The 14,219-nt window shown below is 34.5% G+C and carries 12 protein-coding genes and 2 pseudogenes; 2 read left to right on the top strand and 12 right to left on the bottom strand.

Annotated features, from left to right (window positions below; translation table 11 throughout):
• From FTV11_RS14465 to FTV11_RS14425, 9 genes and pseudogenes are all read right to left on the bottom strand, one after another.
• Nucleotides 1-313 (bottom strand): annotated as a pseudogene (locus tag FTV11_RS14465) (two-component sensor histidine kinase AdeS); the annotation flags it as partial.
• Entirely contained in the window at nt 303-1,031 is a 729-nt protein-coding gene (adeR, locus tag FTV11_RS14460; RefSeq protein ID WP_020752724.1) for an efflux system response regulator transcription factor AdeR, read from the bottom strand. The pseudogene FTV11_RS14465 and the gene adeR, both read right to left, overlap by 11 nt.
• 123 nt (nt 1,032-1,154) lie before the next feature.
• Nucleotides 1,155-2,198: a hypothetical protein gene (locus FTV11_RS14455; protein WP_257223266.1), complete on the bottom strand. Its 1,044-nt coding sequence runs from the start codon at nt 2,196-2,198 to the stop codon at nt 1,155-1,157.
• Nucleotides 2,199-2,272: 74 nt separating this feature from the next.
• The gene (locus tag FTV11_RS14450) at nt 2,273-2,533 is read right to left on the bottom strand and encodes a hypothetical protein (RefSeq protein WP_257223265.1); all 261 of its coding nucleotides are present in this window, start codon (nt 2,531-2,533) and stop codon (nt 2,273-2,275) included.
• A 71-nt stretch (nt 2,534-2,604) separates the two neighbouring features.
• Nucleotides 2,605-4,044: a hypothetical protein gene (locus tag FTV11_RS14445; RefSeq protein WP_020752722.1), complete on the bottom strand. Its 1,440-nt coding sequence runs from the start codon at nt 4,042-4,044 to the stop codon at nt 2,605-2,607.
• Entirely contained in the window at nt 4,031-5,137 is a 1,107-nt protein-coding gene (locus FTV11_RS14440; protein ID WP_020752721.1) for a TniQ family protein, read from the bottom strand. The genes FTV11_RS14445 and FTV11_RS14440 overlap by 14 nt, the downstream gene beginning before the upstream one ends.
• An 18-nt stretch (nt 5,138-5,155) precedes the next feature.
• Nucleotides 5,156-6,076 (bottom strand): TniB family NTP-binding protein, encoded by a 921-nt coding sequence (locus FTV11_RS14435; RefSeq protein WP_020752720.1) that lies wholly within the window; start codon nt 6,074-6,076, stop codon nt 5,156-5,158.
• 4 nt (nt 6,077-6,080) lie between these two features.
• Nucleotides 6,081-7,985, bottom strand: a complete 1,905-nt coding sequence (locus FTV11_RS14430) for a Mu transposase C-terminal domain-containing protein (protein WP_107008552.1) — start codon at nt 7,983-7,985, stop codon at nt 6,081-6,083.
• Nucleotides 7,986-8,696, bottom strand: a complete 711-nt coding sequence (locus tag FTV11_RS14425; protein ID WP_038346575.1) for a TnsA endonuclease N-terminal domain-containing protein — start codon at nt 8,694-8,696, stop codon at nt 7,986-7,988. It abuts the gene before it with no gap.
• A gap of 158 nt (nt 8,697-8,854) precedes the next feature.
• Between FTV11_RS14425 and FTV11_RS14420 the strand changes: the two are divergent.
• Nucleotides 8,855-9,508: pseudogene (locus FTV11_RS14420) on the top strand (ATP-binding protein); the annotation flags it as partial.
• 43 nt (nt 9,509-9,551) lie between these two features.
• Here the strand turns inward: FTV11_RS14420 and FTV11_RS14415 are convergent.
• On the bottom strand, nt 9,552-10,289 hold the full coding sequence (locus FTV11_RS14415; RefSeq protein WP_180008086.1) for a TorF family putative porin: 738 nt from the start codon (nt 10,287-10,289) through the stop codon (nt 9,552-9,554).
• A 396-nt stretch (nt 10,290-10,685) separates the two neighbouring features.
• On the bottom strand, nt 10,686-11,462 hold the full coding sequence (locus tag FTV11_RS14410) for a TorF family putative porin (RefSeq protein ID WP_168378237.1): 777 nt from the start codon (nt 11,460-11,462) through the stop codon (nt 10,686-10,688).
• 716 nt (nt 11,463-12,178) lie between these two features.
• On the opposite strand from FTV11_RS14410, the gene FTV11_RS14405 reads away from it, so the two are divergent.
• A complete protein-coding gene (locus FTV11_RS14405; protein ID WP_180059113.1) occupies nt 12,179-13,474 on the top strand; it encodes an OprD family outer membrane porin in 1,296 nt (431 codons plus the stop codon).
• 102 nt (nt 13,475-13,576) lie between these two features.
• Here FTV11_RS14405 and ppa read toward each other — a convergent pair whose 3' ends face one another.
• A complete protein-coding gene (gene ppa, locus FTV11_RS14400) occupies nt 13,577-14,113 on the bottom strand; it encodes an inorganic diphosphatase (protein WP_168378239.1) in 537 nt (178 codons plus the stop codon).
• Nucleotides 14,114-14,219: the final 106 nt, after the last annotated feature.

Below are 14,219 nucleotides of genomic sequence, written 5' to 3'. Positions count from 1 at the left end.
GAATTTGTTGAATAACATCTGCTAAATCACTAATTGGCTGTGTATAGCGTTTTCCATATTTAAAGGCGAGGATAGTAGAAAGAAAAAAGCCTGTTAATAGCACTAAAAACAGCCAGATAAAGTCAACAGTGGTAACTGAAAATTCATTTGAATTAATAACTTGCGTATTTAGAAAACCTATTTTTATCGCCCAGCTATAAACAAAATAGCCAATCATGAAAGATAACAGCGTAATGCCTAAATTGAGTAGGCTCATCATGATAATAAACTGGAAGTTAATTCCAACTGAATTTTTAAAAAAGTTAAATTTCATGATTTTGATCTAAGCGATACCCCACGCCACGGACATTGATTAATAAACCATTTACATAATTTTCTTCAAGTTTTTTGCGTAATTTGCTGATATGGCTATCTACAGTGCGATCTAAAGCATCACTTTCAGGCATACAGTTTTGGATCAATTCATTACGTGTAAAGACTTTATTTGGTGTTTTTGCCATCAAAACCAGTATCTTATACTCAGTTAACGTAAGGTTGAGCAGCTGATTTCTTTGACCATTTGAAATGTAAACTTGATGATGATCTGGATTAATTTCAATATTTTTATAACGAATAATATTAGTTATTTCCGTATTTTGGCTTGTACTTCGTCTAAGTACGGCTTGTATTCGCGCAATCACTTCATTTGGGTTAAATGGTTTAATAATAAAATCATCAGCACCCATTTTTAGCCCCATGATCTTATTCACTTGATCATCTAAGGCAGTCAGCATAATGACAGGTAAATGACTTGTTTGACGGATGATTTGTAGAATTTCCCAGCCATTTAGTTTGGGTAATTTAATATCAAGGAGAATCAGGTCTATAGAGTTGGCTTTTAAGCACTCTAAAGCTTGTTGTCCATCCAATGCACGGATGACCTTCATGTTTTCATTTTTTATGTATTTTTCAAGAATGTCACCAATATCATAATCATCTTCTACAACGAGAATTACGCTATTTTCAAAGCTATGTTGTAAGTTCTGATACATACAAGTTATTCGGATAAAATCTTGGTAAGTAAATAGTTTAACAGTTTGAATTGTAAATTTCAGAATAACTGAATTCTACTTCTGCTTACCCAATACATTGAGAAAAATGTACCTGAGCTTCAATTACTCACTAGGTTTCTCATCTTTTTTCTTCTGAATCAAATCCCATATAGAGAAATCAGGCTTAGCTTTATCAGAATGTTCCGCAGGGTTAACTTTAAATGCTTCAAGATTGATTTCTAAAAGTTTTAATTTAAGCTCCTCTGAACCAGTAACTCCTAACTTTTCAAGCTCTTGAATTTCTGTTTTGTACCGTTCATAAGATTTAGCCAATGCTTCTTTATGAGAATATTCTTGCTCTAATTTAGAAAAACGATTTAAATTTATATTCGCAATTGTTGCAATCCAAATCAAAGGTGCGTTGATCAATAATTTGAATAAGAATGTATCCCACTTCATATTCAAAAAATCTGATTTATCAAACAAATAAAAATTAAATCCAAAAATTGCTAATACAACTAATACAAATACAATAATACTGATGAATTGTCCTTTTTTGGCTTCTTGTCCTTTTACAACAAAACCACCTGCAAGCCCTGCTTCACTTGATAATCCAATAACTGATTTTGCTCGCTCCTCAACATTTTTTAAATTTTCTAACCTTTTATCCAAATCTTCACTTAATGCAGTAATGTTTTTTTCTTCATTACCATAAATTTTGTCATAAAAATTTTGGACTCTCGATAACTGAAAATTTATCTGCTCATTTTTACTTTTATTATCAGGATCATCAGAAATAAATAAATCGTCATAGTATGCAACTAACTCATTAATTTTTCTTTCGTATTCTTTAACTTTCGTTTCACCATTATCATTTAGTTCATCAAACAATTTGTCATATTGATCTAAAATTTTATCAATTACATAATTTACTCGATCAACTTTAGAAGTATCCTCACCATTTCGATCAAATAATTGACTATAAGCTGTGTGAATTTTTTCGGACTCAACTTCCAAAATATCTAGATTATCTTCATTGGTTACTTCTAATATACGAGAATAAATAGAACTACCATTTTCATCATTAGCTAAAACAGATTGAATTTTTTCAATAGCAATTAGAGACTCATCTAATTTGGCTTTTAGTTGAGATAGGCTTTGTTGCATAAATATGTAAGCATCTGATTTAAATAAATTTAATTTTGGATCAAAAAATAATCAAAACTTCTAAAATCATATAGTTATGAAATCTTTGTGCAACAAAGCCGTTGAGATAACTCATTCGTTTTATTAATTAAACTTTGTTGGTGAGCTTTAATCTTATCTAATTCACCTTGTAAAAGTGAACTAACAGTATGCCGATTATCTGTTAAATCTCTTAAGTCAGACCTCAAAGAATACATGGATGATAAATGATCATTTAAAGCCCTAAGTTGTGCTAATCCTTCACGTAGTTTTTTTTCATCACTTTCTTTCAGACCAAGCAAATCCTTTAAGCCCATTTTTTTCTCTTAATTAATGAATTATCAAAATATTAAACTAAATTATATATCGAAGTATTGAAACTTTAGACTTACTTTTTAAAAGATGGATCAATGTTCTTAGGCAACCAATAATTTTGGTTATTGTACAAAACATTATAGCCATCTTTTATTTCAACGATCATTTCCAACTTGATCTTCAATGAATCCTGATAACTCATCTCATGGAATAGTTGTAAGCCATTTTTCACCCATACCATGACATTGAAATCAGTATTTGGGCTGAGCATCGAGATCAATTCTTTTTCCAATTTCCGCTTACTTGCTTCTTTTATGAAGTTAGAATGCTTTAAGGAAATATAATCAATATCCGTATCATATTGATCGTTTAAGAAATTAATAAACCCTGTTAATGCAGCAGCCTGACCTGAATACTCATTTAAATAAGCTTTTACTTTTGCCAAATCTGGCAGTAATTGCTTATCCTGAATAGATAACATCAATGCAACAGCAGGCTTCATTGCAAGCCTTACAGATCGAGCAGATGTTTTTCCTTGATGCATTTTTTCATCGAGCTTTTGCTTATAAGCAAATACAACATCAAAAGCCAATGAGGGCTGCGGTAACTGATCAATCAACTTATTGGCTTGATCTATCTCAGAACATTCATTTTTATTTATAGTTGAGATTTTTACCCCATGCATTTGATCGAGCCACTGTGTTACTAATTCAAACTTTCTAAGTCCACTCGTCCGTAAAGTCAACAATAATTGGTCTGCATCAGGAATATTACTCTCCCATAACATTTCTGTTTTAATAAAAAAATGAGTATGTTTATTCAAATACAAAGCTGCTTGATGTGCTCCAACTAAATCGACCAACCAAAGCACGTAGTTTTCATATTGTTTTTTTAAAAAAGATGACTCGAACAAATAAATATTTTGATGGAACTTTGACCATAGATTTTTAATCCAGTAGCAATCATCACATAGATCACCGCATCCTGCTGAGATCATCGTTTTACATTCAATACAAGGTTTATTCGGTTGAGTTATACATTTTTTACAAACTTTATTTCCTTTTTCATCTAACTCTAACAAGCGATATTTATGACATGAAGGACATGTTTCATAATCCCTTGTTGAACATTTCGGACAAACTCTGAGGTCATCATTAAAGCGTGATATTTTCGTTAATTTTTGCGATTGAACATTGCATCGCTCACATCGTTCAACCTCTCTAAAATAAACAGAACAACTATTACAAACGACCCCATACTCTGTAAGCGTTCCTATCGGTCTGTTAACTTGATTGCATCTTATACAAGGTTGTTTTTTAATACATTCATTACAGATCGCTTGATCATCATTTTTAGGTAATCGAGCAGATAACCCACATTTTGGGCAAAGACATTTTTTAAAAATTCGAGCATAACAAGTTGAGCAATATTTTTTCCCTTTATATCTTTTTTTTAGTTGGGTAACTGATTTTTCACACCCATTACATAACTGCTCAATATTAATCTCCGCCAAGCTTATGACTCCGTTTCTTTCTTGATTTTCTTAACAAATTAAGCCACTTACGTTGCACGGTTTTTTTTGCTTTTGGTTTTCCATTATGAGAACTCACACGTTGTAAAGCATATACTCTTATAGGCTTGATCATTGCTGATTTCATTTGTTGAAGTTGAATCGGTAGTTTTTTACGCTTATCCCAAAAATTTGCACTACTAATCCCGTACTCATAAGAGCGGTCAATAATCAACTCACATGGGATTTTCATAATTTCATTCAAGATGGAAAGCAAAATTATACGTTCGTTTGTATTTAAATATTCGAAAGCAATTGGTGTGAAAGGAGTTATGGTATTTAAATTTATACCAAAGCTCTTAAACATTTCAATAAGTTGAATATTATCTGTATCTACAAGTAATCTGATTTCACTTATCCATGCACGAGCAATCGCAAACCATTCGGTAGCTGAAATATTTTGATTATTATATAAACCTGAGCCTTGTTTTAAAACGTTATCTGCATTTTTTTGAAAATCTAAAATTTGAATATTGCTAGGTTGTGGCTGATATAAAGTCAAATTAAAATGGCATGAGAAACATACTGCTAATGATCCATGCTCTAAATCTATTTTAAATGGCTGAATGACTACACCGCAATTCGGACAATGATCAATTAAATTTATTTGATGTTTTTCACAACAACAATGCCACCCCATTCGCCACATTAACCGTAAATAAGCTGATCTACCATCACTTTCAAAACATTGAGTACACACCTGCCGACCTGAAAAATTTGATCTACTACGCTGACCTAAACTTAAAACCCATCCACTATTTGAACTCTTAACTAGATAGGGAGCCACATTAGTTAGCATTGTTTTCAAAATTTTTTGTTTATCATCAAAAGAATGTACAAATAATAATTCAAGCCGATCTTCCGTCATACCTCGATCAAGATCAATCGTTAATGCTCTCCATCTACCCCACAATGCTTCTATAAGTGTTAAAGGGGAACATCCCATGTCTAAGGCTGAACGAATGAGCCATGATGATAATACTTCACCTTGTTCAATGGGGGTATGTATAAACCAATTTTGAGCATAATTAGGCATATTACACCCTCAATAATACTAAATAGAATTAAGCTGAATAGTGCGAATATTACGAGCACCCTCTGTTGGTTTAAGCCACTTGAATTTTTTAACAATTTCGAGGGTAATTTCTTCTTTACCAGTCAATATTGCTTCTTTTGCACATTCCACCAATAAACGATTTAAATCACCAAAATTACCACCTGAAATTTCATAGAGTAAGGTCGCAATTTCTTGTGATGCCAAGTTTGATAATTTTTTTAGGGGAAGTAAGCGAACATAACTTAAAAGAAGTCTTAAAAAATCCGCATCCAATTTCCATAAAGGCAAATCTATAATTTCAAAGCGACTGGCATACTGAGTATCCGTATGAAGAATAAGAGATGCATCACGAGTACCAACACCAATGATATTCATACTAAGTTCATTGCTTAGCGTTTTAAGTGTATTCATCACTTCTTGCCGTTGCCTAGCACTCCCACTTAAACAATTATGCAACTCATCAATAATTAACATTTTGGTTTCATATTTACGCAGTAGATGGGTTGCTTGATACCTTAATTTGCTTTCAGGATCAGTGACACGAAAAGGGACAAAAAAATGATCTAAGATATTAATATATAAATCTTTTACATTTGCCCTAGCAGGGGCTTGAATAGGAATGACTGGTTTAGTCAATGACATAAGCTGCATGTCCATATCATCAACTCTCTTAGTATAGTATTCTTTTGCAAACTCATGAATAATCTTAGTTTTTCCCATATTTGAATCACCAACAATTAAAAGACATTCTGGTCTTAATTTTCTAGGTCGTTTCAAAATATCAGTCAGTGTATTCAAAACTGCAATTGCTTTCTGATAACCAATCCACCGATCCTCATAAAGAATATTAATTCTTTCAGCATCACTAAGAATCATAGTGTCAAGGACATGCTCAGCAAGGTAATCATATTGTTTCATGGTCTTACCTCAAATCGTCAAAAGCAGTTAAATTTTGATCCCATAAACTATTTTGTGACTTTGGAGCATCTACATTTGTATGGATAACTGAATTATTTTTATTTTCATGGTGTAGTGCAGCAACTATCTTACCATTCTCTTTTTTTCTTTGATTCATTCGGCGTTGCTTTTTAGTTAAAGTCACGGCTTGATCTACTTTTTCACGGAGATAAATAATTGCTCTGTAAATAGCATCTTGATCAACTGTATCTAATCGCTCACTCTTAAGATATGCTTGGACTTGTCTATATTCATGCAATCCGATTGATGGAATTTCACGTTTGGCTGTAGGTACTTTAAAATATGTATTTGTATTCGGTTCATAAAACCAAATCATTGAAATATCACGAGGATCTCTTTTAAAAATAAACTTTCTTTTACGCTTTTTCTCATCGTCAGTTGGATCAATCGCATTGATCCAAGGTCTTAAACAATCAGCAAAATAAAAAAGTTTATCTTTTTTTACGCCCGTTCTTTGAATGGTTGATTCAAATTCAGGGGCGAAATCCAAAAATAGTGTTGCTTCATCCGCAACCCTTTCTTTTAAACCAGTACCAACTTTAAATTTTGTTCCCCAAATACCCTCTTCCCACATTTGTTGTGGCGGAATTTCAAGTATTGAATGCTTGCTTTTATGATAAACATTTACAATCCAATAGACGATGTAATGTTCTAATTCACGAAGTGTTAAACAAGCATTCTTAGCGGAATCATAAGTTCCTTTTTCAAAAATATTAGATTTAGTCGTTCCATCTAAAACATGCATTTCAAGATTTACGATTCCAAGTAAACGCTCAATATGCCCACCATATTTTGCACCACCAATAGGTCGATACTCCCAATTAATATCGTACTTTAGACATGCTTTATGCAGATGGTTTGTTCTAAAATCAGAACCATTATCAGAATGGACTGAATCCATAATACCTTCGATATCCCACTCACCATCCACATCTAACTCAAGCAGTTTTCTTTTCTTTGAAATAATGGCTGATGAAATACACATTGCTACCGATGTTGCACTTGGAGCTTCTAAAGAAAGGTAATAACCAACAATCATTCTACTAAAAACATCAATTGCTAATGTCAAATATGCCTTGCCTATTGTTTCACGGTATTGTTCATCAACGATTTCTATATCTAAAGGAGTGTGATCAATCTGCACATACGCCAAAGGATAGTCTGCATTCGGAAAAGTCCCTGCTGATGCTTCATACTTATCTTTAGCAGCCTTTTTTCCGTATCTTGCCTTAGTCACTTCATAGCCATTAAGGGCTTCAATTCTATAGCGAATCGTATTGTCATGAGGTGGTTCAATTTTTCTTTTGAAGCACTCAAGCTTCACTTCCAAAATTGTTTTGGCAACACTTGGCTTTAAACTTGTTAAATACTTAGTATGGATCGCTTGTTGAATAATATGATTTAATTCAGGCGACAACCTTGTTTTTTCTGTTGTCCAACCACGTTTTTTTGGGACTAAAGCTAAGATAGACTTGTTTTCTCGGTAAGCTTTAAGCCATTTCCAAATAGTATTTACATGAAGATTATGTTCACTTGCAGTCTTCTTAACCGCCTCAACTGTGGAATAGTCAATGAGTTCCCTAATAATTTCATAATGATCTAAAGCGATTTGCCATGACTCAGCAGAAATATCCTCACCTTGGTTAAGCTTAGAATTATCTTCACTTAAAACAGATAATTCCCTTATGTTCACTTGTAAACTTCGAGCAGATTCCAAATTTGCAATCACGACATCTTTTGCATTTAAAATATTGATAATTTTATATTTATTACCTTTATAACCAACAATTGCATTTGGTTTAATAACTAGGCGTTTTCTATCAATCTTTACTGAATCATCCTGTATCATTTAAATAACTCCTTGTGCTTTAGAGCCATCATTTACCCAAATAACAGTTTCAGTAGTAAAAGGGTTATATAGATCGCAAGCAAGTATATTTTTTGAAATTAAAACCCATATTTGGCGAATAGCCTTTAATACATTTTTTTCATCTTTAAAAATATAAGCAGGCAATTGATTAACTGTTGAAAAGCCTAGTTTTAATAAAGTTTCAATTAATACTCTCTGATCTACCTCATCAACATGAGAACGTCTGAATCTTTTTAAAAAATTGATATTTTCCCAATATTGATCATACAAACGAGACTCATCAATAATTTTGAATTTCCATGCCTTTTCAGAAGCTAAAGCATAAGCTGCCCTAAATTTTGGTCTAAGGGTATTCCAATCTTCCTTTAATTTTTTTCTAGGCTTAATTTCAATCAATAATGGTGCAGGAAAGAAATCAATATCATTATAAATTGCACTTGAAAATTGCACCAAATAATCAGGGGTATATACCGATTCATTTCCTAATTCAGTTATATAAGGAATAGAAATAGGCTGTTCAACCACATCAATAACATTACTGTTATATTCTTGCTTAAAAAGAAAATCACGCTCCAAAGTGGATTCAAACCAAATCGTTTTTTCTCCCCTAAAAGAGTAATTCCCCGAAATACTTCCGTAAACGGTTTGGGCTTTTCTAACGGGACTATATTCATCACTTATTCTTTTCATATCAGACCTCAAGAGTAATCTACTAGCCCCTATTATTGTAGTTTTGTAATCTACTAGCCCTTATTATTGTAAAAACTAGCTTTTATTTCTGTACAAAACGACATGCAACTAGCTGAATTTATATAATGCCACTAGCTTCTATTATTGTAAATGACAGAGGATCAAATCCTAAACCGGGTGAAATCACCTTGGCACATTTAGGGGTTTTATTTTTAGATGAGCTGCCTGAATTTGATCGAAAGGTGTTGGAGGTATTACGGCAACCACTCGAATCCAAAGAAATTGTGATTTCACGGGCTTCTCGTCAAATCACCTTCCCCGCAAATTTTCAATTGATCGCGGCAATGAATCCTTGCCCATGTGGCTATGCCTTTAATCAAGACAGCCGCTGTCAATGTAGTGCTGAAAGTATTAAACGCTATCAAAACCGTATTTCAGGTCCATTATTAGATCGTATTGATTTACATATAGATGTCCCGCCACTAGCAGCACATGAATTACAAAGTTCGCAAGAGGTTGAAAGCTCAAGTACAGTTAGGCAACGTGTCATTCGTGCCTATGAATTACAAATAGAGCGTCAGCAAAAATCCAATATGGCACTCACGCCGACGCAATTGGAGCAACAAGCAGTTTTGGATGCTACTGCACAGAATATTTTACAGTTAGCCCAGCAGAGAATGAATTTATCTGCGCGTGCCTATCATCGGGTGTTACGTGTTGCCAGAACCATTGCCGACTTGGCTCAAAGTGAACACATTCAAGCTCAACACGTTTCTGAAGCGCTGTCCTATCGAAGCCAACTCAATGCTTAAAAAAATGGCGACCTAAGGTCGCCATTTTTAATGCTCTTTAAAATTAGAATTCGTATTTCAAACCAAATACGACTTTATTCTTTTGTTTTTCATCCGCACGGTCATAACCACCAACTGTGTAATTCATGCTTGCGGTAACACCTGTATCTGCTAAAGGCTTGCTTAGACCAATATCAAAGTGACGGAAACCAAAGCTTTCTGTTGTTCCTAAATTATCTTCAAAATCACCTGAATCTTGATATGCATATAAACCAAGCGCGGTATCTAGACTGAAGTCTTTAGGAAGTGCATAGCTATATGATGCTTTGATATAAGTATCACCTGCATTACCCCATGAAACATCTTCAAGCAAAGTTTGCGCTGTTAAGCCAAAATCTTTATAGCTTAGCCCAAGCATTGTTTCTAAACCGTTTGCATCACTTGTATCAATATCATAGTAATAGTAGTAAGTTAGACCTGCTGTGTAACCAAGATCATCATTAATTGAACCGTTATAGCCCGCATAAAAATCATTTTCAAAACCATTCGGTAGGTCATCACCATAGTTTAATGTTGAACCCCACCAACCTGCATAGAAGCCTGATGCATGGCTATAATCCAAACCACCTTGGATTGTCGCATCTTTATTTTCAGGCACATTGGTAATACCACGTAAATTATAGCTAGACAGTACGCCGATATTTCCAGATACAGAATGCTCTGAAGCAGGTGCTTCAGCAAATGTAAACGTCGATGCTGCTCCAAGTACAGCGATTGATAAAGCTTTAAGTGCAAATTTCATGGTTTGTTCCCCCACATCGTGCGACGACGTATTTTTTGGTTATTTCGTTGAACTCAATGAGATATTAGCAAGCGCTGTGCCATGTTTAAAAATAAGCGCATATTTTTTTTATAAAAGTCACGATTTTGGTTTATCAAAAATCAATATAATACTGTTTTTATTAATTATTTTTTAATTATCCTATTTAACTATTTTTCTCTACGATTTTTTTTAGAATGCAGATTTTCATCTATTTAGATTATTTAAATCTTCAGGTTGATAGATGTAACAGGATTTTAAAAATGCGCTTTTTTGAGTATATTTTTTCAACACCGATCTCAAAAATGCATAAAAAAAGTGCACAATCACCATTATGCACTTTCAAGAATATGACCGAATACGATCAACTCGTTAATGTTAGAAAGAATAGGTCAATCCAACCACAACGTTATCGTCTAATTGCTCGCCTTCTCGATCTTTACCGCCCCATACATAATCAGCAGCAATTTCAAACCCAGTATCTACAATCGGTTTACTCAAGCCTAAACGTGCTTCAGTGAACACCACATCTTCTGTAGTTGTTAATAGGCTGTCATCACGACTGTCATTAAAAACAGAAACACCAAGCGATGAATTTAATGAAACATCATAAGGTAATGCATAGCTATAAGTAGCATTCAGATATACATCTCCTGCGTTGCCATAATTAACATCAGACAACAATACAGCCATGCTTGCAGTTAAATCTTTATAACTTATGTCCTGAATAAATTCGACGCCCGTTGTGCGACGCTTTTCAGATCGGTCGTCGTTATACACTGAACCGCCACCTTGATAGACATAGGCCATCACTTGTGACTTATAGCTCCAATCTTCATTCAGTTCACGTCCATATCCAACATAGAAATCATGTTCAAAACCATGTGACTGACTGTCGTTCGTAGGGTCATAGTTGAGTGTAGAACCCCAATAGCCCGCGAACAGCCCACTGTTGTGTGCATATTCAAGTCCGGCTTGTAATGCCGCTTGATCATTTTCTTCACTCGCACGGTACACATATTTGTTTACCACGCCCAAACTTCCAGACCAATTCCCTTGTGCAGTTGTGGCTTGTTCAGTTTGTTCTGCAAATGCAGGGACTGTACCTAGGGTCACTAAAATACTTAAAATTGCTTTTTTATAAAATTGAATCATGTTTAGTCCCCACATCGGATCGATCGTGGATTGGGTTGAGTAAAATTTAGCGCCGATTTTAATCGATTTTACGGCACTGTATAGCCCCTTTTTTCTTATTTTGATCAATTAAATCATTTAAAAACAAAGCTAAGATTATATAAAATAGTAAAAAATAAGCTTTTGATTCATAAAATATCTTTTATCGTGTTCCAGTCTTTAACAATGATTTAATGCATTCATTTATATGTATTTATCACGATTATTATCATCTTTTATTGAGCTAGATTTTTAAGGAAAACATTTCTGACGACTTCGCTAAAAGTCATTCTCTATTTACTAAAAATACGCCAACAGTGCTTACTTAGCCTGAACATTGATGCCATGCACCTCAGCAGTTTTTATACTTTTTGATCAAAATACGAATTTAGATTCAGCACAAATTGTCGCGAAGAGTAATGATAAATCAGCAAGTTAAATGAAAGTTTTTACCGTTTTTTATATTTTTTTATGATAAGCAATGAAGAAACTTCTCTTTAGCTTAATATATATTCAATTTAAATAAACTATTTGTTAAACAACAATAACATACGAAACATTTGCTTATTACAGATTGACCGATGATCTGAATGTTTTCTAACTTTAGTGTAATAAGCGCATTAAAAATAGTGATTTTTTTAAGAAAAAATATACAATCGCACTACATATTAACCAAATTTGCATGAGGCTCTCTCCCAATGCTTAAAGCTCAACAACTAACACTTGCAGTATTAGTAAACGCTGCTCTTATTTCTACTGCTTTTGCTAGCGAACAAAGCGAATCTAAAGGCTTTGTGGAAGATGCCGAAGGCTCTGTATTATTCCGTACAGGTTACATTAAACGCGATAAACAAGATGTAAATCGCGGTGACGATACAAGTTCTTTTGCACAATCAGCAATCGTGAAATTAGAGTCAGGCTTCACTCAAGGTGTTGTTGGCTTTGGTGCCAATGTTGTAGGCGATGGTTCATTTAAAATCGGTGAAAACAAACATGCTGGTAATGGCATGATTCCACAACATAACGACGGCTCAGCGTATGATCACTGGGCACGTGGTGGCGCAAGTGTTAAAGCTCGAGTATCAAATACTACTGTTGAATACGGCACCCAAGTTCTTGATATTCCAGTGCTTGCGTCAAACACAGCACGTATGGTACCTGAATACTTCACAGGCGTTTTAGCGACAAGCCATGAAGTTGAAAATCTAGAAGTTATTGCTGGTAAATTCACTAAAAACCAATATTCAGACCAAATTAATTCTGACGGTAACGATCTAGATCGTGCTGTGGTTTGGGGTGCAAAATATAAGTTTAACGACCAACTTAATGCATCTTACTATGGCTTAGATAGCAAAAATGCGTTGGATCGTCATTACATTAATGCTAATTACACTATTCCGTTAGCTGAAAAACGCTCTTTAAATTTAGACTTTAGTGGTTATCACACAGAATGGGACAAAGCAGCTTCAACCTATTCTTCATCACTTGGTGATACAAATGTAGATGGCCGAAGCAACAATCTATGGTCATTGGCAGGTACATTAAATCAAGGCGCTCACTCAGTCATGCTGGCTTACCAACAAAACACTGGTAACACAGGTTATGACTATGGTAGCAATGCTGACGGTGCGCAATCTATTTATGTAGCCAACTCGTACCTTTCTGACTTTATTGGTAACCATGAGAAATCGGCACAAGTTCAATACAACTTAAACTTTGCTGATTACGGCGTGCCAGGTTTAAATTGGACGACTGCTTATGTATACGGCTGGGATATCAAAACTATTAAAAATGGTGTAGAGACATCAGACGATGCTAAAGAAAGCGAATTCTTTAACCAAGTGAAATATACTGTTCAATCAGGTTTTGCTAAAGATGCTAGCCTTCGTTTACGTTATTCACACTACCGTGCAGACCAAGCATACAATGACGTATATATGGCTGACACCAATGAATTACGTGTATTCTTAGACATCCCTGTGAAATTATTTTAATTTCGCAGCTAGTCTAAGATAGCAAAAAAAAACCTGCACACTGTGCAGGTTTTTTTATGAGCATCGTTTTCATATAAAAGCGATGCTCAGCTTAAAACAATATTATTTGTTCGCAGCTTGGTAAGCTTCAATTGAGCTCAGTACTTCTTGTTTCGCAACATCAGCACCTTCCCAACCACTTAACTTAACCCATTTACCAGGCTCTAAGTCTTTGTAGTGTTGGAAGAAATGCTCAATTTGATTGATCAACAATGCAGGAAGATCGGTATATTCTTGAACATCTTTATAAAGCGGAGTCAATTTGTCGTGTGGAACAGCAACAAGTTTTGCGTCAACACCACCGTCATCTTCCATGTTCAATTTGCCAACAGGACGGCAACGAATTACAGAACCTGGCTCTACTGGATGTGGAGTTACCACAAGTACGTCTAGTGGGTCACCATCCAAAGATAATGTATTTGGAACATAACCATAGTTCGCTGGGTAGAACATTGCAGTACCCATGAAACGGTCTACAAATAACGCATCAGAATCTTTATCGATTTCGTATTTGATTGGTGCTGCATTTGCAGGAATTTCAATAATGACATAGATATCGTTTGGTGCATCTTTACCCGCTGGGATATTGCTGTAGCTCATAGCATCACTCTTTAAACAAAGTTAAATCTTTTAATCCGGCACAATTATAACGGTTTTATCGCTTTTTTTGTGATTTTAGCGATCATGCTGATAATTTAATCATCAA

Source organism: Acinetobacter sp. YH12231 (assembly GCF_013417755.1).
Lineage (GTDB): Bacteria > Pseudomonadota > Gammaproteobacteria > Pseudomonadales > Moraxellaceae > Acinetobacter > Acinetobacter amyesii.
Note: the sequence above shows the minus strand (reverse complement) of the source record. Positions and strands in the feature narration are given on the sequence as shown.

What these genes read in the sequence shown, in the direction of transcription:
- adeR (WP_020752724.1), bottom strand. Translation starts at nt 1,031, where the DNA reads ATGTATCAGAACTTACAACATAGCTTTGAAAATAGCGTAATTCTCGTT.
- FTV11_RS14455 (WP_257223266.1), bottom strand. Translation starts at nt 2,198, where the DNA reads ATGCAACAAAGCCTATCTCAACTAAAAGCCAAATTAGATGAGTCTCTA.
- FTV11_RS14450 (WP_257223265.1), bottom strand. Translation starts at nt 2,533, where the DNA reads ATGGGCTTAAAGGATTTGCTTGGTCTGAAAGAAAGTGATGAAAAAAAA.
- FTV11_RS14440 (WP_020752721.1), bottom strand. Translation starts at nt 5,137, where the DNA reads ATGCCTAATTATGCTCAAAATTGGTTTATACATACCCCCATTGAACAA.
- FTV11_RS14435 (WP_020752720.1), bottom strand. Translation starts at nt 6,076, where the DNA reads ATGAAACAATATGATTACCTTGCTGAGCATGTCCTTGACACTATGATT.
- FTV11_RS14430 (WP_107008552.1), bottom strand. Translation starts at nt 7,985, where the DNA reads ATGATACAGGATGATTCAGTAAAGATTGATAGAAAACGCCTAGTTATT.
- FTV11_RS14425 (WP_038346575.1), bottom strand. Translation starts at nt 8,696, where the DNA reads ATGAAAAGAATAAGTGATGAATATAGTCCCGTTAGAAAAGCCCAAACC.
- FTV11_RS14415 (WP_180008086.1), bottom strand. Translation starts at nt 10,289, where the DNA reads ATGAAATTTGCACTTAAAGCTTTATCAATCGCTGTACTTGGAGCAGCA.
- FTV11_RS14410 (WP_168378237.1), bottom strand. Translation starts at nt 11,462, where the DNA reads ATGATTCAATTTTATAAAAAAGCAATTTTAAGTATTTTAGTGACCCTA.
- FTV11_RS14405 (WP_180059113.1), top strand. Translation starts at nt 12,179, where the DNA reads ATGCTTAAAGCTCAACAACTAACACTTGCAGTATTAGTAAACGCTGCT.
- ppa (WP_168378239.1), bottom strand. Translation starts at nt 14,113, where the DNA reads ATGAGCTACAGCAATATCCCAGCGGGTAAAGATGCACCAAACGATATC.